At 63.5% G+C, this 21,077-nt stretch carries 17 protein-coding genes and 1 pseudogene; 6 read left to right on the top strand and 12 right to left on the bottom strand.

Annotation, left to right across the window (positions count from 1 at the left end; all coding sequences use genetic code 11):
* Positions 1–4 precede the first annotated feature (4 nt).
* From QO058_RS29980 to QO058_RS30010, 7 genes are all read right to left on the bottom strand, one after another.
* Positions 5–448 (bottom strand): SRPBCC family protein, encoded by a 444-nt coding sequence (locus tag QO058_RS29980; protein ID WP_284173448.1) that lies wholly within the window; start codon positions 446–448, stop codon positions 5–7.
* Between the two features lie 31 nt (positions 449–479).
* A complete protein-coding gene (locus tag QO058_RS29985) occupies positions 480–1,319 on the bottom strand; it encodes a phosphoenolpyruvate hydrolase family protein (protein WP_284173449.1) in 840 nt (279 codons plus the stop codon).
* Between the two features lie 3 nt (positions 1,320–1,322).
* Positions 1,323–2,531, bottom strand: a complete 1,209-nt coding sequence (locus QO058_RS29990; protein WP_284173450.1) for a Tm-1-like ATP-binding domain-containing protein — start codon at positions 2,529–2,531, stop codon at positions 1,323–1,325.
* Positions 2,532–2,541: 10 nt separating this feature from the next.
* Positions 2,542–3,264, bottom strand: a complete 723-nt coding sequence (locus tag QO058_RS29995; RefSeq protein WP_284173451.1) for a ThuA domain-containing protein — start codon at positions 3,262–3,264, stop codon at positions 2,542–2,544.
* Positions 3,255–4,145: a carbohydrate ABC transporter permease gene (locus tag QO058_RS30000; RefSeq protein ID WP_284173452.1), complete on the bottom strand. Its 891-nt coding sequence runs from the start codon at positions 4,143–4,145 to the stop codon at positions 3,255–3,257. Before QO058_RS30000 ends, QO058_RS29995 begins: the two co-directional genes overlap by 10 nt.
* Complete coding sequence (locus tag QO058_RS30005) at positions 4,142–5,026, bottom strand: carbohydrate ABC transporter permease (protein WP_284173453.1); 885 nt, start codon at positions 5,024–5,026, stop codon at positions 4,142–4,144. Before QO058_RS30005 ends, QO058_RS30000 begins: the two co-directional genes overlap by 4 nt.
* A 65-nt stretch (positions 5,027–5,091) precedes the next feature.
* The gene (locus QO058_RS30010; protein WP_284173454.1) at positions 5,092–6,207 is read right to left on the bottom strand and encodes an ABC transporter substrate-binding protein; all 1,116 of its coding nucleotides are present in this window, start codon (positions 6,205–6,207) and stop codon (positions 5,092–5,094) included.
* A gap of 499 nt (positions 6,208–6,706) precedes the next feature.
* Here QO058_RS30010 and QO058_RS30015 point away from each other — a divergent pair, with 499 nt between their 5' ends.
* The 3 genes from QO058_RS30015 (at position 6,707) to QO058_RS30025 (ending at position 10,159) form a co-directional block, all read left to right on the top strand.
* Entirely contained in the window at positions 6,707–8,569 is a 1,863-nt protein-coding gene (locus tag QO058_RS30015; RefSeq protein WP_284173471.1) for a sensor domain-containing phosphodiesterase, read from the top strand.
* 529 nt (positions 8,570–9,098) lie between these two features.
* A complete protein-coding gene (locus QO058_RS30020) occupies positions 9,099–9,563 on the top strand; it encodes a mobile mystery protein A (RefSeq protein WP_284173455.1) in 465 nt (154 codons plus the stop codon).
* Positions 9,564–9,568: 5 nt separating this feature from the next.
* Positions 9,569–10,159, top strand: a complete 591-nt coding sequence (locus QO058_RS30025; protein WP_284173456.1) for a mobile mystery protein B — start codon at positions 9,569–9,571, stop codon at positions 10,157–10,159.
* Positions 10,160–10,812: 653 nt separating this feature from the next.
* Here the strand turns inward: QO058_RS30025 and htpG are convergent.
* A pseudogene (gene htpG, locus QO058_RS30030) lies at positions 10,813–12,684 on the bottom strand (molecular chaperone HtpG).
* Between the two features lie 426 nt (positions 12,685–13,110).
* Here htpG and QO058_RS30035 point away from each other — a divergent pair.
* The 3 genes from QO058_RS30035 to QO058_RS30045 all read left to right on the top strand — a co-directional run bounded on the left by QO058_RS30035 (position 13,111) and on the right by QO058_RS30045 (position 17,476).
* Positions 13,111–14,232 (top strand): SEL1-like repeat protein, encoded by a 1,122-nt coding sequence (locus tag QO058_RS30035; protein WP_284173457.1) that lies wholly within the window; start codon positions 13,111–13,113, stop codon positions 14,230–14,232.
* A complete protein-coding gene (locus QO058_RS30040) occupies positions 14,217–16,085 on the top strand; it encodes a tetratricopeptide repeat protein (protein WP_284173458.1) in 1,869 nt (622 codons plus the stop codon). The genes QO058_RS30035 and QO058_RS30040 overlap by 16 nt, the downstream gene beginning before the upstream one ends.
* A gap of 332 nt (positions 16,086–16,417) precedes the next feature.
* Positions 16,418–17,476 carry a DUF2252 family protein gene (locus tag QO058_RS30045; protein ID WP_284173104.1) on the top strand — a complete coding sequence of 353 codons (1,059 nt, stop codon included), beginning with the start codon at positions 16,418–16,420 and terminating at the stop codon, positions 17,474–17,476.
* 303 nt (positions 17,477–17,779) lie between these two features.
* Here the strand turns inward: QO058_RS30045 and QO058_RS30050 are convergent, their stop codons facing one another.
* The 4 genes from QO058_RS30050 to QO058_RS30065 are packed head-to-tail and all read right to left on the bottom strand — an operon-like array spanning position 17,780 to position 20,974.
* Positions 17,780–18,454 carry an amino acid ABC transporter permease gene (locus QO058_RS30050; RefSeq protein WP_284173105.1) on the bottom strand — a complete coding sequence of 225 codons (675 nt, stop codon included), beginning with the start codon at positions 18,452–18,454 and terminating at the stop codon, positions 17,780–17,782.
* Complete coding sequence (locus tag QO058_RS30055) at positions 18,451–19,125, bottom strand: amino acid ABC transporter permease (protein WP_284173106.1); 675 nt, start codon at positions 19,123–19,125, stop codon at positions 18,451–18,453. The genes QO058_RS30050 and QO058_RS30055 overlap by 4 nt, the downstream gene beginning before the upstream one ends.
* 43 nt (positions 19,126–19,168) lie before the next feature.
* A complete protein-coding gene (locus tag QO058_RS30060; protein WP_284173107.1) occupies positions 19,169–20,185 on the bottom strand; it encodes an aldo/keto reductase in 1,017 nt (338 codons plus the stop codon).
* Between the two features lie 30 nt (positions 20,186–20,215).
* Positions 20,216–20,974, bottom strand: coding sequence for a transporter substrate-binding domain-containing protein (locus QO058_RS30065; RefSeq protein ID WP_284173108.1), 759 nt, complete (start codon positions 20,972–20,974; stop codon positions 20,216–20,218).
* Positions 20,975–21,077: the final 103 nt, after the last annotated feature.

The raw sequence follows: 21,077 nt of genomic DNA on the forward strand, positions 1-21,077 counted from the left end.
ACTCTCAGTCGCGCGCCTTCACCGCCTTCTCAAGCGCCTTGATCCCCTCGGCGAAGGTGCCCTGGCCGACCTTCTCCTTGATGTCGGCCTCGTCGGCCGCCGAGACGTCGAACTCCGCCATCCACTCGACGAAGGTCTTGTCGCCCTCCGTGATCGGCTTCACGCCGAAGGTCGCGACGTAGTTCTCGATCGGCATCGGCGAGACGATGATGTTGTAGGTGAAGCGGCGCTCCAAGTCGCTGAAGGAGAGCAGCCGCTCGCGCAGGTGCCCGCCATTGGTCAGCTTGAAGTTGCGCACGCAGCCGACACGGTCGCTCGGCAGCCCGTCCTCGACATGGCTCTCGGCGATCAGCGGATGCCATTCGCCGTGGCCGTTGAAGTCGCGGGCATAGGCCCAGACCTTGTCGACCGGCGCATCGACAATCCCGCTGATATAGACTTTCGCCATTTCCGTTTCCTCCTGTCGTTCCGTGGGACGCCTATTCGGCGGCCTTGGCGATCGCCTTGAAGCTGCGGGTCTGCGCCGTCAGCGAAGCCTCGGTCGGCAGCCGCTCCATCGAGCTCGCACCATAGAAACCGTGACAGTGACGGCATTGCGAGAGGATGTAACGGGCATCGTCGGGCGAGGAAATCGGGCCGCCATGGCAGAGGATGATGATGTCCTCGCGCACGCTGCGCGCCGCCGCTGCGATGGCGTCGATCCTCGGTACGCAATCGGCGAGGCTGAAGGCCGTTTCGGCCCCGATATTGCCGCCAACGGTCAGGCCCATATGGGCGACGAGGATATCGGCCCCGGCCTCAGTCATCGCGACCGCCTCGGCCTCGTTGAAGACATAGGGCGTGGTCAGCATGTCCTTGGAGCGGGCCACGCGGATCATCTCGACCTCATGACCATAGCCCATGCCGGTCTCCTCGAGGTTGGCCCGGAAGACGCCGTCGATCAGCCCGACCGTCGGGAAATTCTGCACGCCGGAGAAGCCCATGCGCTTCAAATCGTCGAGGAAGCTGTCGAACAGGCAGAACGGGTCGGTGCCGTTGACGCCGGCGAGCACCGGCGTGCGCTTCACCACCGGCAGCACCTCGCGCGCCATCTCCATGACGATCTCGTTGGCATTGCCATAGGCGAGCACCCCGGCGAGCGAGCCCCTGCCCGCCATGCGGTAGCGGCCAGAGTTGTAGATGACGATGAGGTCGATACCGCCCTCCTCCTCGCACTTGGCCGAGAGCCCGGTGCCGGCGCCACCGCCGACGATCTTCTCGCCGCGGCGGACCATGTCGTGGAAGCGGTCGACCAGTTGCTGTCTCTGGAATGGGGGCATGGCTCAGGCCTCTGCTAGGGCTTCGTGCATCTGCGCGACGAGGACGTCGGCGAATGCAGGGTCGTTGATGGCGTAGGGCAGGCGCAGCAGCTTGCGGCGCGGTCCGGGTTTCAGCGTGCGCTCTAGCGCATCGAACAAGGCTGCGTCGGCCGCCGGGTCGTGGAAAGCCTGGCCGGGCGTATCGAGCAGCGAGACGCCGCCTTCGGGGATCAGGAAGCGCACTGGGCCGTTGCAGCGATTGAGCCGCTTGCCGAGCCAAGCGCCCATGCGGGTATTCTCCTCCGCCGTGGTGCGCATCAGCGTCACCTGCGGATTGTGACGGTAGAACAGTCGGCCGTCATAGCGAGCCGGCACCGTCTCCGGCGGCCCGAAATTGACCATGTCGAGTGCCCCGCAACTGCCGACATAGGGCACGCCGGTGCGGGCGAAGGCGCCAAGCCGATCCTCCGTGCAGGGGAAGATGCCGCCCATCATGAGGTCGCAGAGCTCGGTCGTAGTCGCGTCGATCGCAGCGGTGATCAGGCCGGAATCGACCAGCTTCTCCAGCGACTGACCGCCCGTGCCGGTGGCGTGGAAGACGAAGCATTCGAATTCGCCAGAGAGCTTCGCCACCGTCTGGTTCACGCAGGGCGTGGTGACGCCGAACATGGTGAGGCCGATGGACGGCTTTTCCTCCGTGGATGGCGTGATCATCGCGGCGCCGCGGACCATGCCCGCGACCGCATGCGCGGCATTGGCGATGACCAGCCGCGAGATCCGGTTCAGTCCTGCGATGTCAGTGACCGAATACATCATCGCGGTATCGGTCGGCCCGACATAGCCTGCGACATTGCCCGAGGCGACGGTCGAGACCAGAAATTTCGGCGTGCCTACCGGCAGCATCCGCAGCGCCGGCGCGATCAGCGCCGTGCCGCCCGAGCCGCCGAGCCCGAGCACGCCAGCAATGTCGTCCTGCGCCGGCAGGAAGCGAGCGAAGGCTTCCGTCATCGCCGCGATCGCCGTGCCGCGATCGCCGGTGAAGACTGCCTTCGCGCCATCGGGGTGATGCGCCGCGACCTCCGCCGCCGGGATATCGGCGGCATGGCCATGCGGCTGGGTCGAGAGGTCGACGATGACCGCCGGCTCGCCCATCGCGCGGACGGCGTCGCGGGCGTAAGCCAGCTCGGCGCTCTTGGTGTCGAGCGTGCCAGCGATGTAGACGCGCTTGCCCATCGCGCCGCCCTCAGATCAGCTCGAGCGGCGGCATGATGCGCCGGTTCTGGAAGGGCTGGCCCTCCATCAGCGCCGGCGCGGCCCAGCGCACGGCGTTGGCGATGACCTTGCGGATCGTCGCGTTATGATAGGTCGGGAAGGTCTCGTGACCGGGGCGGAAATAGAAAATCCGGCCGCGCCCGCGCCGATAGCCACAGCCGCTGCGGAAGGCCTCGCCGCCCTTGAACCAGCTCAGGAAGACCAGTTCATCCGGCGGCGGCACCTCGAAGGGCTCGCCATACATCTCCTCGCGCGCGAGCTCGAAGAAGGGCGGGATGCCGGCGGCGACGGGGTGAGCTGGATCGACCACCCAGAGCCGCTCCAGTTCGCCCTCGGCACGCCAGCGCAAAGTGCAGGGCGTGCCCATCAGCCGCTTGAACACTTTTGAGAAATGCCCGGAATGCAGCACGACGAGCCCCATCCCGGCATTGACCCGCTCGCAGACCGCCGCGGCCACGACGTCCTCGACCTCGTCATGGTGACGATGCCCCCACCAGACCAGCACGTCGGTCTCCGCCAGGCGCTTTGCCGAAAGCCCCTGCTCCGGCTCGTCCAGCGTCGCGGTCGTGATCTGATCGACGCCGTTCTCGGCAAGGCCCGCAGCGATCGCGCCATGGATGCCGTCCGGATAGATGTCGGCGACGACTGGGTTCGATATCTCGTGCCGGAACTCGTTCCACACCGTCACGCGCATCGTTCGAACCTCCGGAAAACAGATATCTTGGTCATTTGAGCGCCCCCCGCCGTCAGGCCCGAGACGATCCGGCGCTGCATGGCGAGGAAGATCGCCAAGATCGGCAGCACGAAGATCGAAGAGAAGGCCATGACCCGGTGCCAATCGGCATACTCGGCGCCGACGAAGCTGTAGATGCCGACGGTCGCAGGCTGCAGCTCCTGCTGGCTGAGCAGGGTCAGCCCGTAGACGAACTGGCCGTAGGCCTGGACGAAGCAGAGCGTGCCGACGACGATCAGCGGCACCTTCATCAAGGGCAGCACGACCAGCCGGAAAGTCTGCAGCCGGGTGCAGCCATCGACGAAGGAGGCCTCCTCCAGTTCGAACGGCACCTGCCGGAACATCGGTCGCAGAATCACCAGCGCGAAGGCGAGCGTCTTCGAGGTCGTCGCGAGGATGACGGCGGCGAAGGTGTTGAGCAGCTCCAGCGAGCGGAAGATGATGAACATCGGCGTCGCCAGCAGCGCTTCCGGGAAGACCTGGAGCAGCAGCACGATGACGATCGCAAAATCGACGAGGCGGTTGCGCAGCCGGCTCATCGCATAAGCGCCCATGGCGCCGAGAATGAGCGTCAGCATGGTCACCGGGATGGCGATGGTCAGGCTGTTGCGCAGGTAGCGCAGCACGTTCTCGCGGACGAAGACATATTCGAAGGCGGCGAGCGACGGCGCCCGCGGCACGAAGGTCGGCGGATTGGCGAAGATCTCGGCCGAATCCTTCAGGCCCGAGATCAGCATCCAGTAAATGGGGAACAGATAAATCCCGACACCGATGACGGCGATGGCGGTGGCGGGCCAGCCGCCAAAGGGCAGCACGCCGAGCTGGCGGAGCCTGACGCTCATGACGCCGTCTCCTGCTTCAGCGTGCGTACATAGAGCAGCGCCACGCCGAAGACGATAAGGAAGGCGAAGGAGCCCATGGCAGAGCCGGTGCCGAAATCGAACTGCTTGAACGAGAACTGGTAGGAGAGCAGCGGCAGCACGTTCGAGGCGTCGAGCGGCCCGCCCTGCGTCATCGCGAAGATCAGGTCGAAGGCCCGCATCGTGTAGATCGTCACCAGGCAGGCAACGGCGAGCAGCGCCGGCTTCAGCGCCGGCAAGGTGATGTACCAGAAGCGCGCGGTGCTGCCGGCGCCGTCGAGCGAGGCGGCCTCGTAATGCTCCTTCGGGATCGCGGTCAGCGCCGCCGCGATCAGGATCATGCTGAAGGGCATGCCGAACCAGATATTGGCGAGCGTCACCGAGGTCAGCGCCACCGCCGGGTCGGAAAGCCAATGAATCGGCGAGCCGATCAGGTGCAGCGCCGAGAGCACATAATTGGCGACGCCGTATTCCGTGGCGAAGATCCATTTCCACAGCGCCCCGACGACCAGCGCCGGCAGCATCCAGGAACAGAGCAGAAGACCGCGCATGAAGCCGGCACCGGGAAAATCCTGGGCGAAGAACAGCGCGACCGCGAGCCCGATCGCGACCTGCGCGAGAACATTGCAGCCGACGAACAGCAAGGTGTTGACCAGGACCTTCTGGAACGACTCGTCGGCAATGACCGTGCGGTAATTGTCGAGCCCGACGAAGGGGCGGATGAACTCGGTGATGTTGCCGAGATTCACCTCCTGCACGCTCATCATCAGGTTGTAGACGATCGGAAAGCCGACGAAGCCGAGCAGATAGAGGATCGGTAGCGCCAGGAAGACATAGAGCAGCGCTGAGGGAGATCCCGGCATGGGCTGTTTCGCTCCGAACTCGGCTTAGGCAGGCGGGAGCGGCGCAGTCCGCTCCCCGGTTGCGGTCACAAGGGCGTTTTGGCGAGGATGGGCTTGATCTTCCGCGCAGCATCGGCGAGCGCGGTCGCAGCAGGCTTGGTGCCGGTGACGGCTTCCTGCATCGCGATCTGGATCGCGCGCGATATCTCCGGCCATTGCGGATGCGGGCCGCGAGCGCGGGCGCTTTCGAGCTGCTTGCGGTAGATGCCATAGGCCTGCGGCCAGAGCGGGTCGGTGACGGTGACGTCGGTTCGCGGCGCGAGCCGGCCGGTCTTCCAGCCCTCGTTCAGGATCTTCGGGTCCGACATGAACTCGATGAAGCGGAAGGCGCCGTCGGCCTGCTTGGCGCCCTTGGGCACGACCCAGTCATAGCCGCCGAGCGCGGAGGCCGCGATATCCTTGCCGGGTTTGACCGGCAGCAGCGCGAGGCGCCACTCGAACTTGGCCTCCTTCTGCAGGCGCGGCAGCTCCCACGGGCCGCACATCACCATCGCGGCATTGCCGGCCATGAAGGTGTTGGTCACCTCGTACTGGCGCTGGTTGATGACGTCGCGCGAGGCGACGCCGTCCTTGACCATGCCAGCCCAGAATTCGAGCGCCTCGGTCGCCTCCGGCGTATCGAGCTTGTCGACCGCGCCGCCAGCCTGGTGCAGGAAGGGCAGGAACTGGAACACGCCCTCCTCGGCCTGCACGGCGCTGAAGCCGAAGCCGTAGACGTTCTTGGCCGGGTCCTTCAGCGCCTTGGCGGCGTCGAGCAGTTCGGTCCAGGTCTTGGGCGGCTTGTCCGGATCGAGCCCCTTCACCTTGAACATGTCCGCGTTGTAGCAGAGCGCCAGGGTGTTGGCGTCGCGCGGCACGGCGAAGATGCGCTGCTTCCAGAGGCCGGAGGCCCACGGCCCCTTGAAATAGACGTCCGGCTTCACGACAGCCGATTTGCCGACGCGCTCGGTCAGGTCGGTCAGCGTGCCCTGCGCCGAGAAGCTGGCGACGACGGGATTGTCGAGCGTCACCAGATCCGGGACCGAGCCGCTGGCGATCGCCTTGATCAGCTCTGAATCCATCTGCGGCCCGGGCACGATGCGCGGGTCGATGCGGTATTCGCTCTGCGACTCGTTGAAGGCCTTGATGCCGCCATAGATCATGTCGGTCTCAAGCGTGAACGGGTGCCAAAGACTAATCGTCTTCGGTTGGGCGATTGCCGGACCGGTGATCGCGCATACGATTGCGGCGGCGAATAATCCTGACCTTGTCAGCACAATATCCTCCCAGGAGCGCTTTTCTCATTTTTGGTTCTTGGGGCGACTTCACCGGGTCGAGTCCGGGGGCGCAATCCTGTCCACCCCCGCCAATGTGTAAAACTGGGCAACGGGGAGGACCCGCGCAGCGGTCGGCCGAGTGCGTCACCGACATCATGGTCGGCGATCGTCAAAGTGCCGTTCTTGCCGCCCGCTGCTCGCCGGCGCCGACGGCGATAGCAATAATGGCGAAGTGAAGCGGGTTGATTACTGCGGTGCAACGGCATGCCTTTTAACATCATAAGCCACTACCGCTCTTAGGTGATCGTTCATCACGCCTCATCACATCAAATTCACCCGCGGGTGGAATGGTGTTGGAGGGGGTACGCGTTGGGGACACCGGGCAATCGTGCTGCAGCTCCAGAACATCATCCTTGAAATGATCGCCAAAGGGGAAGCCCTTGAAGCGACAACGGATCGGCTTTGCCGCGAAATCGAGCTGCATCTGCCGGGCGTCTGGTGTTCCGTTCTACGGGTGGAGCGCAATGGTCTTCTCTATCCGCTTGCCGGGCCGAGCTTTCCCGACGCATATACCGCTTTGCTGGAAGGATTGATGATCGGTCCGCAGGTTGGCTCCTGCGGCAGCGCCGCCTATCTCGGGGCGGGGGTGGCGGTGACCGACATCGCCTCCGATCCCCGGTGGGTCGACTTCAAGGATCCGGTTCTGGCCTTGGGCCTTAGGGCCTGTTGGTCCTCTCCGATCCAGGCCGCGGACGGCACGGTGCTGGGCACCTTCGCCTTCTATTTTCCGGAGAAACGGGGCCCTACCCCAAGAGAGCGAAAAGTAGTCGCGTCCTGCGCCTCTTTGTGCGCCATAGCGCTGGAGCGTCACCAGCGCGTAATCGAGCGCGAGCGCCGTGCCTTCGTCGACGTCCTGACGGACTTGCCCAACCGGGCAGGTTTCGATGGGGCGCTGGAGCGTCTGCCCTGCGCCGAGCCGGGTGCGTGGGCACTGCTGGCCCTCGACCTCGACAATCTCAAGACCATTAACGACACCTTCGGACACGCAACGGGGGATGCTCTGCTGCAAACGATTGCCTCGCGGGTCAGCGACATTGTGGCGCCGGACCGCGTGTTTCGAGTGGGGGGCGACGAGTTCGTTGTCATTCTCCAGGGAGCGGAGGCCATCGGCGATATCGAGCGTGTTGCCCAACGCATTCGCGAGGCTCTGGCAGTGCCCGCCGAATGCAGCGGTCACATGATCCTGCCGCGAGCCACGATAGGGGGCGCAGTACTGTCACCGGAGGACGCCGACGCGACGAGCGTCCGAGACCACGCCGACTATGCCCTCTATGATGCCAAGGACAATGGGCGCGGCGGCTTCGTGCTGTATTCGCCCGGGATTGGGAGTGCGATCGAGACTCGGATCGAGGTTATCCGGGATGTCGGCGCGGCCTTGCGCGAAGGCAGGATCGACGCGTTCTACCAACCAATCGTGCGACTCGAGACCCGCGAGATCGTCGGGCTGGAAGCACTCTGTCGCCTGCGCAAGCCAAGCGGCGAGATCGTGTCAGCGGCCGCTTTCCATCACGCCACGTCCGACGTCGGCATCGCCTCGCAGCTGACGGAACGGATGATGGCGATCGTCGCTGCCGATGCACGTTCCTGGCTTGCGCAAGGCCTTCCCCTTCAACACGTCGGGATCAACATCACCTCGGCCGACTTCCATAGCGGTACGCTCTACGCGCGTCTCGAAGCCGCCTTCGGCCGCGAGAACGTTCCGTTGAAACACATCATCCTGGAGGTCACCGAGTCGGTTTATCTCGGGCAGCGCGATCCGGTCGTGGCGCGTGAGATCAAAGCCTTGCGCGACCATGGCCTGCGTGTCGCGCTGGACGATTTCGGCACCGGCTTCGCCTCGCTCACGCATCTGCTCACGGTGCCTGTCGATATTATCAAAATCGACAAGACCTTCATTGACCGCCTTGCCAAGGGCGACCCGAGCCTGGCGATCGTCGAAGGCTTGGTCGACATCGCACGTAAGCTCGACATTTGGATCATCGCCGAGGGCATCGAGGGAGAAGCGCAGGCAAGCCTTCTGACGGATATCGGTTGCACGTTGGGACAAGGCTACTTGTTCTCGCCAGCGGTGCCCCGCGAGATCGCATCGGATCTGCTGAGGCACTTTGGGCAGTCGCTCGACGGTGAGCTGCGCAAGCAGATGAGGTGGCGAACGTCGGACATCGCAGTGCGGCGGGCGGCAAGTTGAGTTTCAATGTCGCCACTAGCCCTAGTCTGAAAGGCTTTTTTAAGGGCTGTCCAAAGGTGCCGAGCTCGCAAATCTCGGAGCTTCAGGGCGGCTCGATCGCTAAGGCGGCCTACAAGCTCGCAGCCGACAAAAGCAAGGTCTTGGCGCCAATCCATATTTCCGGGCTCCCGTACGGGCTGGATGTTGAGTCCTCGGGGGCAAACGTTTGGTATGCAATCAGTATCGACCAGCTGACGAAGAAGTTGATTGATTTCGGCGGGTTTGGTCACCGCAATCGCTTACGAACCCGTCCGTCTCCCTAGCGCTGATCCAGCCGGACAGGGCCGATTATCTCATCGGCAAGCGCAAGAGCTGCGCTGCCTCTAGCCGAAAAGCACAGCTGGCGATCGGATCGGCTCGCTGGCCCGTCATGTCCATCTATCATATTTTTATGATCAAATCATACCTTATTGAACACATATTAATGTACATTATTTCTTGATATGATCATATATAAGTGCTAAGCACCTCCTCGATTGGACACATAATTATGAACCCTAATCAGACTGCCCTGGCACGCAAGCAACTGGAGCGACGTGTCGCGCCCTTGCGCGACCTCAACGTCGTCGCTCCACCTCGCGGCTGGATGAGAGCCATCCGCGACGCTCTGGGCATGAGCACACGGCAGCTCGCCGCTCGCATGAAGGCCGCTCCCTCCCGCGTTCCTGCGATCGAGAAGGCGGAAGTCTCCGGCGCGACGACGATCAGGACACTGCGCGAAGCAGCCGCGGCGATGAACTGCACGTTCGTCTACGCTTTCGTCCCAACCAAGCCCCTCGACGAAATCCTGCGCGACCGCGCCGCTCAAAAAGCGGGGCGGGACATCGCGCGCCTCGACCACACCATGCGGCTGGAAAACCAGGCACTCCTGAAGTCGGATCTCGATGACGAGCAGCGCCGCGTGATCGACGTCATCCTCTCAGGCTCATCGCGCAGCCTTTGGGACGACGACTGATCGCCATGCCCGACCCGCTATTCGAAGAGGACGATGACGCCAATACGCCGCTGACCGCGGAGGAACGCGAGCAACTCATCCCAGCCTACATCACGTTACGACATGAATTGAACGAGGCCGAGCAGGTCAATATCGGCGAGGCGCTGCGCTGGGCTAGGTCGCGCAAGCGCGACGTTCTTGATCAGGCCTTCCTGAACGATTTGCACAAACGCATGTTCGGCGGCGTCTGGCGCTGGGCCGGGCAATATCGCACGACCGCGCGCAACATCGGCGTCGACGCCTATCGCATTGCGATGGATGTCCGGCAGCTCGTCGACGATGCGCGCTACTGGGTCGAGCATGGGACCTATCCGCCCGACGAAATCGCCGTGCGGTTCAGCCATCGCCTTGTCGCCATCCATCCTTTTCCCAATGGCAACGGACGGCTCTCTCGCCTCGTCGGCGACCTCCTTGCTCGCCAACTCGGCCAACCCGTTTTCTCCTGGGGGCGCACGAACGTGATCGATGCAGGCGCGACCCGCGCTCACTATGTCGAGGCGCTGCGGGCGGCCGATAACCACGATATCGAGCCGTTGCTTCTCTTCGCCCGTTCCTAGACCGGCCACGAGCGAGGCGAACTCCGACCACGTTGCCCATCATCGGTCGCGAAAGCCCTCCCGGCCTCGTCGCGACGGTGCAATCGCGCCGTCGGGCAACCCGCCAGGCCGAAGCCAGGGGCGGTTGAGGCACAGCCAAAAAAGGCCGGCATCCATAAAGGATGCCGGCCTGAAGGTTTGAAACATCCAGCGTTGCCGCCAAACATTTCAGAGGGGAACGGCTAAAACGAACTCAGCTCGGGAGGAGACAGCAGAGCCCGTTCCGAACAACCGCAACTGCGATGATATGCGGCAGTTGCCTTTTTGCAATGCAACATCAGCCGCCTTCGCCATGCGCCGGGAGCATGAATTTGCCCACAAACCCGCCATGATGCTGCTAATGGCTTCGCGGCCGCTCAGCTTACAACACGTTTCGATCCTGTTATCGGCTTTGCTTTGCTCGGCTCGCGCTTCGTCATGGCCGGTTTGGCGGGCTCAGTCCGAGTTGAGATGTGCCGAACCTCCTGGCGAATCCAACTCCTCGATGGAAGCTTGCAGCCGTCGGGGAAGCTGCGTCGACGGGCGTCGGATCGCGGGCGATGATTTTAGCTTGCAGCGGCACCGAAGAAAACCATCGCCCGATGTTCATTCGGTGCCGACGCAGCTCGCAAGACCTAATGAAGCGATAGGGCCATCAATCGTCCGAGCCGCTCGGCAAAGAGCTGCGCATCGCCGGGGCGCTCTCCATCCAGAATGCGGGCCTCGTCGAGCAGAAGATGGGCCAAGTCGTTGCGCAACGCATCGTCCTGCGATCCGGCGAGCTTCAGCATGAGCGCGTGCTGGGGATTGACCTCGAGGATCGGCTTGGCTGTGCTGTCGAGCCGCCCTGCAGCGGAGAGCAGCCTCTCGAATTGCCGGTCCGGGCCCCTGTCGGGCGCCACGAGACACACCGCGCTATCGGTCAGGCGATCGGACGCTCGGACATCGGCGACTTCGGCTCCGAGAATCTGTTTGAGTGAACCGATCAGTGCGCCAACCTCTGGCGAGGTTTCGGCTGAAGGCGACGGCTCGCCGCTGGCCAGCGGGATCAGTCCGAGATCGGCTGCACCCTGGGTGATCGACTTGAACGGTTTGCCCTCGAAATCGGGCGCGTTCGACACCCAGAAGCTATCGACCTGATCGTTCAGCAGGAGAACCTCGATCCCGCGTGCGCGAAACCCTTCGAGCTGCGGCGATGCCGAAATCCGGGCGAGGTCGTCGCCGACGATGTAATAGTTTGCCGTCTGGTTCTCCCTCAGGGCACCAACATAGTCCTTAAGGCTGCGCAGGCCTTCACCCGAGGCCGTCGTCCTGAAGCGCGAAAGCCCAAGCAGCTGCTCGCGTCGCTCAAAATCCTCGTAAAGTCCTTCCTTCACGACCGCGCCGAAGTTCTCCCATATCGTCGCGAAGGTGTCCGGCTCGTTCTCGGCCAGCTTGCCGAGATCGGACAGGATCCGGTTGGTGACGCCCTTTTTGATCGCGGCAAGCAGCGGACTGTCCTGAATCATCTCGCGCGAAACGTTCAATGGCAGATCGGACGTATCGACCAGCCCCCGCACGAAGCGAAGATAGCGCGGTAGCAACTCTGCTTCGTCCGTGATGAAAATCCGCTTCACATAGCTTCATCCGACCTTTGCGGTCGGGATCGAACAGATCGAACGGCTTGCTGCCGGGGATGAAGGCGAGCGTCGTGTATTCGTGGCGGCCCTCCGCACGGAAATGCACCGTCGCTGCCGGCTCGTCATATTGCCAGCCACGCTGCGGTAGAAGTCGGTATAGTCCGCAGCGGTGATTTCGCTCTTGGGCTTAGTCCAGAGCGCCGCGCCATCCGCGAGCGAGGTCGGCTCTGCTCCGGGTTTTTCCACCAGCGTGATCGGCACCGGAACATGGCCCGACTGAGCCTTGACGATACGCTCCAGTGTCCAGCGCTCGGTATAGCTCTTCGCGTCATCCAGGAGACTGACTGTCACGCGGGTGCCGCGTGAGGGAGCATCTTCGAGCGCTGCGGGTGCGATAGAAAACTCTCCCTTGCCGTCGGAAGTCCAACGCCAAGCTTCCTCGCTGCCGGCACGGCGGCTGACGACGTCGACCTCACCTGCGACCATGAAAGCGGAATAGAAACCAATGCCGAACTGTCCGATGAGCTGAGCGCCTTCCTTGCCCTTCGCCGCCTCGACCTGCTCCATGAAGGCACGCGTGCCCGAGCGCGCGATTGTGCCGAGAGCCTCGATCATCTCATCGCGGCTCATGCCAATGCCGTTGTCGTTGATCGAGAGCGTCCCTGCCTCCGCGTCGGCGGCAATGGAGATGGCGAGTTTTTCACCGTCCTCGATCAATGCTGGCTTTCCTATGGCCTCGTAGCGCAACTTCTCGCGGGCATCGGCGGCATTCGAGATCAGTTCGCGCAGGAAGACGTCCCGGTCGGAATAAACGGAATGCACCATCATAGGCAGAAGGCGCGACACATCGGCTTCGAAACTGCGGTTTTCCGTGGTTGCGGTCGTCATGCCGGTGCTCGAACCTCAAGATGGTTGCGCCCGATTTGGACGTGTCAGAATTGGTTTTCAAGGGCCGAGAGAAAGACGCTTTCTTCGTGTCGCGAACTCCATACGGCGATCCGCCATTGCCTGCCCGACAAGAGCGCGAGTCTCGGTTAAGGGCACGATCAGCCGATTGCGGCGCATCAGCGCATCTGGCGGCGCTGTCGAAGTTCTTCTCTATCGAAAACAGGAGGTGGGTTGTCGGCTGAGGGTTCCTGCTGCGCCAGCAGCGGACACTGGCAAACCGCCCGACAGCAGTCGTCAGACGGATCCATCCAATGTGTCTTGGACAGGAGCCGATCACATTGCGGAGTGGGGCACGGATGACTCATGGCTGTCATGTCGCGAGGCCATTCTCAGGATCGCTCCGCTTCAACTAAGCTGCATGGCATCATGCTGCGCCTGCGTTTCGCTGTCTTCGCCCTTTTGTCGTTCGCCGGCCAGTCCGTGCTGGCGATCGACATCGTCGAAATCCGCAAGCGCGCCGAGCAGGGCGACGCCGTTGCGCTGTTCGAGCTTGGCAAGGCCTACCAGACCGGCGACAGCGTCCCACGCGACCAGCAGCGCGCATTCAGCTACTATGAGCGAGCTGCGGAACGCGACTATTGGCCGGCAGTCAATAATCTCGCCGCCGCTCTTGAACGCGGCGATGGTGTGCAGGCCAATACAGTGCGGGCCGAAGCGCTCTACGAGCGTGCGGCCGCGGCCGGCAATATGGTCGCGCAGTACAATCTCGCCACGCTGTTGCTTAAGCGGCAAGGCGGCGGGGATGAAGCCCGCGCCGTCGCACTGTTTCGCAAGGCGGCAGAGCAGGGGCATATCAACGCACAGATCGGGCTTGCCGGTATGTTGCAGGCCGGGCGCGGCGTCACTGCCGACCCTGGCATGGCGCTGGACTGGCTGCGCAAGGCGGCGGGCACCGGCTGCATCCCGGCCAAGACCGCGCTGGCCTTTGCCTATCATCGCGGGAACGGCACCCCGGCCAATCTTCCCGCTGCGATCGCACTCTATCGCGAGGCCGCAGAGGCCGGCGATGCGACGGCCCAGTACAATCTCGGCCTGCGTTACGCCCGCGGCGAAGGCGTTGTTCGCGACGACGGCATCGCTCTGGGCTGGTTTCGCAAGGCTGCGGACCAGGATTTTCCACATGCGCTCAATGCCCTAGGCGTTCTCTATGCCCGCGGTACGGTCGCGCCGCAGAACCTGGCCGAGGCGCTGCGGCTTTACCGGCTCGCAGCCGAGCGCGGCAACGTCGACGGGCAGACCAATCTCGGCATCGCCTATCGTGACGGCACGCGCGTCAAGGCGGATCCCGTCCAGGCGGCGATGTGGCTGATGCTGGCAGCCGCGCAACCATCCGGCGAGGATGCGCGAAAGGCTCTGTCGGGGCTCAAGGAGAAGCTAGCACCGAACCAGCTGAACACGGCGCAGGAGATGGCCGGCCGTTGGAAGGCGCGTCCACCCGCGCAAGGCAGCAATTCGGCGAAGGAGACTCGTAGATGCGAGAACGGTTGAGGCGTGGGGCCACCGCGATCACGCTGCTCGCTGGAACCCTGGTTCCCGCCGCGACGCTGGCTCAAGTCAGCCGCGAGGCGCGCTCCTGTTTCTCGCTTTCGGACGAGGCGCGGCTCTGGAAGCATTGCCGCACAGCGGTTGCGAACGCCAAGGATCCGCCTGCCGTTCGCGCGCGGGCACATGGCAGGCTCGCCGATGTCTTCCAGGCACGCGGCGATCAGGAACGGGCGATCCAGGAGCTGAATGCGGCGATCGCGCTCGACCCGGACAACCTGCGCTACTTCTCTAACCGCGCCGTCGCCTATTCCTACAAGGGCGAACGCGACCGCGCGATTGCGGATTACGGCCAGGTGATCGCCCGCGACCCCAAGAACGGGCTGCACTACTTCAACCGCGGCGTCGAATATGCAGACGGTGGCGAGCTCGACCTCGCCATCTCCGACTTCACCGAAGCGATCCGGCTGAAGAGTGATTTCCACGAAGCCTATGACAATCGAGGAGCCGCGCTCTTCGTCAAGAAGGAGTTCGACAGGGCCTCCGCCGATTTCGACAAGGCGATCGCGCTGGCCCCCCGTTTTGCGAATGCCCGCTACAACCGCGGCGTCTATCTTGTCGAACTGGGCAAGCTCGACGAGGCGCTGAAGGATTTCGACGAGGCCGTCCGGCTAGAGCCGCAGGATCCGAACATCCATGTCAAGCGCGGCAAGGTGCTGTTCCTGAAAGGCGACTTTCTGAAAGCGGTGGCCGAGTTCACGCAGACTTTGCGCGTCGCTCAGGGCTCGACCGAAGCGCTGCAGCTACGCGCGGCGGCGATGGTCCGCCTCGACGAGCCTGTCGGCGCCATTGCCGATTATACGGTTCTGCTGCGCCTGCGCCCCGACGACATGGCGGCCTATCTCGGTCGGGCCGAGGCCTATCGCGCTGCAGGCGACCTGCCGCGTGCCCTGCTCGACCTGGACGATGCGGTGAAGCGCTCTCCCGGTCATCCGCAGCCGCTCGCCGCTCGCGGCCAAGCGAAGGTCGACCGCGGCGACCTCGACGGAGCCTCGGCCGACATCGACGCTGCGCTTTCGCTCGATGCCAAATTCGCGCCGGCTCTCGCGGCCCGCGCCGCCATCCTCACGCAGCGTGACAAGCCCGACGAAGCTCTGGCTGCGCTCGATACGGTGCTTGAAACGACGCCGGACGATAACGAGGCGCGGCGCCAGCGCAGCGCATTGCTGGCGAGGCAAGGCAAGCTCGCACCGGCTCTGGCCGATTACGACGTGCTGATCGCCAAAAGTCCGGCCGATCCGCGCCTCTACTGGTCGCGCGCATCCCTGCACGCCCGGCTGGACGATTTCGATCGGGCTATCGCCGATATCGGCAAGGTCATGGAACTCGATACCCGCAATGCGGGCGCAATGCTGTTCGAGCGCGCCAAGCTGAAGCGCCTCAAGGGCGACGCGGCAGGTGCCTTCGCGGATCTCGGTGCGGTCATCGACATCGGCCAAGCCCAACGCGGCCCCGCCTTGTTTGAACGCGCCACCCTTCATGCCCGCAGGGAGGACAATGCCGCCGCACTCGCCGATATAGACAAGGCACTGGCGCATGGAGTCGACGATGTGCGTGCCCATAATCTGAAGGGCTGGGCGCTTTTTAAGCTCGGCCGCCCGGCTGAAGCGCTTGCCAGCGCGGATACTGCGCTCGCCAAGGATCCGCAGGCGGCGTACGCGCATGATACGCGTGCGCATGCCCTGGAGGCGCTCGGCCGCCCCGAAGAGGCCGCAATGGCCTACAAACGCGCATTGGCGCTTGATCCAAAGGAAGAAGAGGCGCGCGTGGGGCTGAGGCGCCTCGGCGTTGAACCATAGACGCGTTCGCGCTTGCATCGGAACGCCTGCGCCGAAAAAGCTTGTGCCGTACGCAACGTTCCTGACATTGCTACTGCCGACATTCAGCGCCTAAGCATATACTCAGAGCCTTGTCCGCGCTGCTCGATCGCCTTCCCTCAAAAAGCTGACCCTGAGCTGTGCATTGCCGCCGACGCGCGTGTAGTGGCCGAAAATTCGGTTGCACCGCGATAATTTCATGGCCTGAGATGCAGCCTAGTCCCGCTTCTACAGGGATGGTGGCTTAGTGCAGGGCGTCAGCTACCCGGCACCCTCAGGGCCCTAATGACACTCTGTGCCCGGAAGGAACCGACGTGCCAACGATTGCTGACTCGACGCATGCCTACGAGAGCTGGTTGATAGCCCAAATCGGATCGGACTTCGTTACGGCCGATCTCGATATCAAGCACGAAAAGATGAAGAAGGATGCTTTCACATTTCTACGCGCAACCTATTGGCGCTGGGCCGAGACGATCCTGGAGATTTGCCCCGACCTCGCCGGCGCTCCCGAGATTCTTGCGATCGGCGACACCCACCTTGAGAATTTCGGCACTTGGCGAGATGCCGAGGGCCGCCTGATCTGGGGCGCCAACGACTTCGACGAAGCCGCCGTCATGCCCTATCCGCTCGATCTCGTCCGCCTCGCCGCCAGCGCTCTCCTCGCCCGCACGGACGGCCCGAGCGCATCGGTGATTTGCACCGCAATCCTGGAAGGTTACGCCGAAGGCCTTGCCTGCCCATCCCCGCTGGTCCTGGAGCGCGACTGCAAGTGGTTGCGCAAGGCGGTTATGCTGCCGGAGCCGGAGCGAGCGGCGTTCTGGGACAAGGTCGATGCGCTCGTGCCCACCGCCGTCCCGCAGCGCTACGAGGACGCATTGCGCGGCGCCATGCCTGGTTCGGCTGCGCGCATGGTGATCTCCCCACGCACCGCCGGCACCGGGAGCCTTGGGCGGCCTCGCTTCGTCGCCAGCGGCAATTGGCGCGGCGGGCCGGTCCTGCGCGAGGCGAAAGCCGTCGTCGTCTCGGCGTGGTCGCTTCGGTATGCGCCCCGCAGCAGGACGATCCGCGCCGGCGAAATCGCCGCCGGCCGGTGCCGAGCACCGGACCCGCACTATCAGGTCAGCGATGGAATCGTCGTCCGCCGCCTCTCGCCGAACAGCCGCAAGATTGAGGTGAAAGACGCAACCGACAAGCTTCTGTCGCCTAGGATGCTGGAGCTCATGGGGCGGGAAATCGCGAATTGTCACGCGAGCGACCCCGATGCCCTGCTCACGATCCAGGAGGATCTCGTCCGCCGCGGCGGCGACTGGCTGCGGCAGGCAGCCAAGGCCGCGGCGCAAAGCGTCGCCCAGGAGCAGGTGGCGTTCGTCTGAATGTGATTCAGCACCGAAGCGGGACCCCGCCTCAACTGGGATCTAAGCCGTTCAATTTAAAACATTATCTGCAACCGAAGAGGGACACGAGCGGAGCCGAGCGGAACCCCTCTGAGAACGGCAATATACCATTCAAGTCAGCGGGTTAAAGGCAGAATTCGCGGGGTCAATCTTCGGCGCCTACTCACATCGTGGCGGGCAGACTCGCCAGCGAGGCCCGACGACGCAACGTCGATCAGCTATAGCTTGAGTAAAATTAGGCAAGCCCGACGGCTGGACTTTAAGGCGCCACTGCGACGACCATCATGCCGAAACCGCCGGAACGCGGGCGCGGTCGGACCCCATCCTGCGTTCGAGTCGTTCGCTGTAAACCGACAACGGCCAGCATAGCAGGAAATAGAGCGCCGCGACCGTCAGGTAGACCAGTGCGGGGCGGAACGTGGCGTTGTTGATGATCTGGGCCGCCCTCGTCAGTTCGACGAAACCGATGACGGATGCCAGCGACGTGCTCTTGATCGCCTGAACCGCGAAGCCAACGGTCGGCGCGATGGCGATCCGCGCCGCCTGCGGCAGGATCACCAACCTCAGCTGGCGATGATAGGGAAGTGCCAGGGATCGGGCTCCATCCCATTGGCCGGACGGCACCGCCTCGATACAGCCGCGCCATATCTCGCCGAGGAACGCACTGGAATAGAGCGTCAGGCCAAGAGCCGCGGACGTCCAGGCGTCGGCTTCCATGCCGATGATGCTGCCGCCGAAATAAATCAGGAAAAGCTGCATCAGCAGCGGTGTCCCCTGGAAGACTCGAATGTAGATGCGCCCGGCGATCCGCACTGCTCGGCGGTTGGATATGCGAAGCAGAGCAATGCCCAGCCCCACGAGCGCTCCACCAACGAGTGCGATCGCCGAAAGTGCGAGCGTCCACCGGACCGCCAGCACGAGGTAGAACAACTCGCTGGACGTGAATTCGCGGATCATCGCGCGGCCTCCCGCCAGCGGAACAGGTGCCGGTAGAGCAGCGACGAAGCTGTTTCCAGGAAGACGGAGAAGGCGAGATACATCGCCGTGACGACCAAATAGACCTCGAATGTGCGGAAGTTCCGCGAGGCGATCCGGTCCGCCACCGCGGTCAGCTCTTCCGCCGAGATAACCGAGACGACGCTCGAGGTGAGGACGAGGAGCACAAACTGGCTGCAAAGCGCGGGATAAACCGCGCAAAGCGAGGGTTTGAGCACGACGAGGAAGAAAATCTGTGCCTTCGATAGACCAAGCGCCCGGCCGGCCTCGCGCTGGCCTTCTGGAACTGATTCGATTCCCGCCCGTATGATCTCGGTGGCATAAGCGGCGAAGTTCACGATCAGCGCAAAAAGGGCCGCCTGCTGCGGCGTGAAGCGAAGCCCGATTGCAGGCAGTGCGAGGTAGACCAGCAGCAGCTGCACCAGGAAAGGCGTATTGCGGATCACCTCGACATAGCCGCGCGCGATTCCACGCAGCAGCCTGCTGGGCGCGCGTCGCATGACGGCGCCGAGCGCCCCCAGAGGCAAACCCACCAGAAGCGTGACGAAGGAGAGCTTCAGCGTCAGCCACGCTCCGCCGAGAAGCAGATCGAAGTCCTTCCACACCGGTCCGAACTGAAAAACGTAGTTCACGGGCGCGCCCCGATGTCTGCATGCCGCACGGCAGGACCGGTCATCACCTCGGAAAATTCGCCGGCCGCCCCAGCACGGGATAGATCGGATCGGTATAGCCCGGCGTCGAGGGATGGCCCTTCGGGACGAGCCGATCGACCAGTGCCTCGTCTTCCGGTCCGAACTCCTCATCGAGCGCCGTGAGATAGGCCTGCCATTGCTCGGGCGTGCGCGGCCCGGCGATCACCGCGCTGACGATCGGGTTGGCAAGAACCCAGTTGACCGCAAAGCCGATCGCGGTCCGGTTCGTGCGCTCGGCATGCTCGCGAATGATGCGCGCGGCTTCGATGGATTCGGCCCGAAACTCGGTCTGGAGCATACGCATGTCCTTGCGGCCTGCGCGCGACCCGGGCTCGGGTGTGGCGCCTGGCGTATACTTGCCACTCAGAATGCCGCGTGCGAGCGGGCTGTAGGGCACGACGCCAATGCCGTAATTCGCGCATGCTGGTAGATACTCGACCTCCGGCATCCGGTTCATGGCATTGTAGTAGGGCTGGCCCACGACAGGCTTGGGCACGCCCATCGCCAGGCAACGGTTGACGATCTCCGAAATCCGCCAAGCCCGGAAGTTGCTGACGCCCCAATAGCGGATCTTGCCGCCGCGGATAAGGTCGTCGATGCCGCGCAGCGTTTCCTCAAGCGGTGTCGTGAGATCGTCGAGGTGCAGATAGTAGATGTCGATCCGGTCGGTGCCGAGACGCATGAGGCTCTGTTCGACCGACTGAATGAGCCACTGCCGGCCATTCCCTCCCTGGTTGGGGATTCTGGGATCGACCGTCGTTCCCACCTTTGTCGCCACGATCCACCGGTCGCGCTCCCGCGCGAGCGCCCGTCCGACGACCCTTTCGGAGTCCCCTCCGGCATAGACGTCGGCGGTGTCGATGAAGTTCACGCCGGCTTCGGACGCAGCGCCGACGATACGCGCCGCATCCGTTTCACTAGTCTGGTCGCCGAACATCATCGCACCGAGACACAGGCGCGAGACGGAGAGCCCGCTGGCTCCGAGACGATGATACTTCATGGGATATCGACTCTCTGCCGCGTCCGGCGATCAGAATGTCGGGAGTTCGCCGAGCGGCAGTTCGCGCCATTTCCGGCTGATGGCTTCGAGCTCGCCATTGTTCTTGATCGTGTAGACGAAGGTGTTGAGCCATTGCAGCAGTTCGATCTGCCCCTTGCGGATGCCGATGCCGAAATGCAGCGGGCGGAGCACGAGCTTGACCTCGTAGTTCTTGCCCGGATCGTTGCGATTGAGAGCCTTGTAGACAAGCATGCCCGTGCCCGCGAGATCGACCTGGCCGGAGATCAGGGACTGGAGACCGGTCGCTTCATCGTCATAGCGCATTATGGTCGCGCCGGCGGGGGCGGAAGGCGTCAGCACGAGATCCTGCGTCGCGCCGCGCGGCACGCCGATCCGAAGCCCGGCCAGATCCTCGATCGTCTTGGCCTTGGTCTTCTCGGCGCCGACCAACACGGCACCGTCCGAGCCGTAGGGCATCGAGAACCAGACCTGCTGCGCGCGTTCGGCCGTGATCCCGAACAGAGCGATGATCATGTCGATGCGGTTGGTGAGGAGGAAGGATGTGCGATTGGCGGCAGTGACCGGTACGAACTCGACGGGGACGCCCAGATACTTGCCGACCAGTCGCGCGACGTCGGGATCGTAGCCTTCCGGCTGGCCGTCCTTGCCCAGGATACCGAAGATCGGCGTCGTCGTGTTGACGCCGATGATGACCTTCCCGCGCTTGATGATGTCGTCGATCGATTGTGCGCTGGCCTGGATTGGCCACGCGGTAGCAAGAAGAAACAATGCCAAGCATCCGAAGGCTGCCAGCCTATCGAAAGCCATGCATATGACCTGAATATGCTTCATCGATCGCTCCCTTCCGATTCATTTATGTCGCCGCGTTCGT

Origin of the sequence: Bosea vestrisii, assembly GCF_030144325.1 — a bacterium.
Classification (GTDB): Bacteria; Pseudomonadota; Alphaproteobacteria; order Rhizobiales; family Beijerinckiaceae; genus Allobosea; species Allobosea vestrisii_A.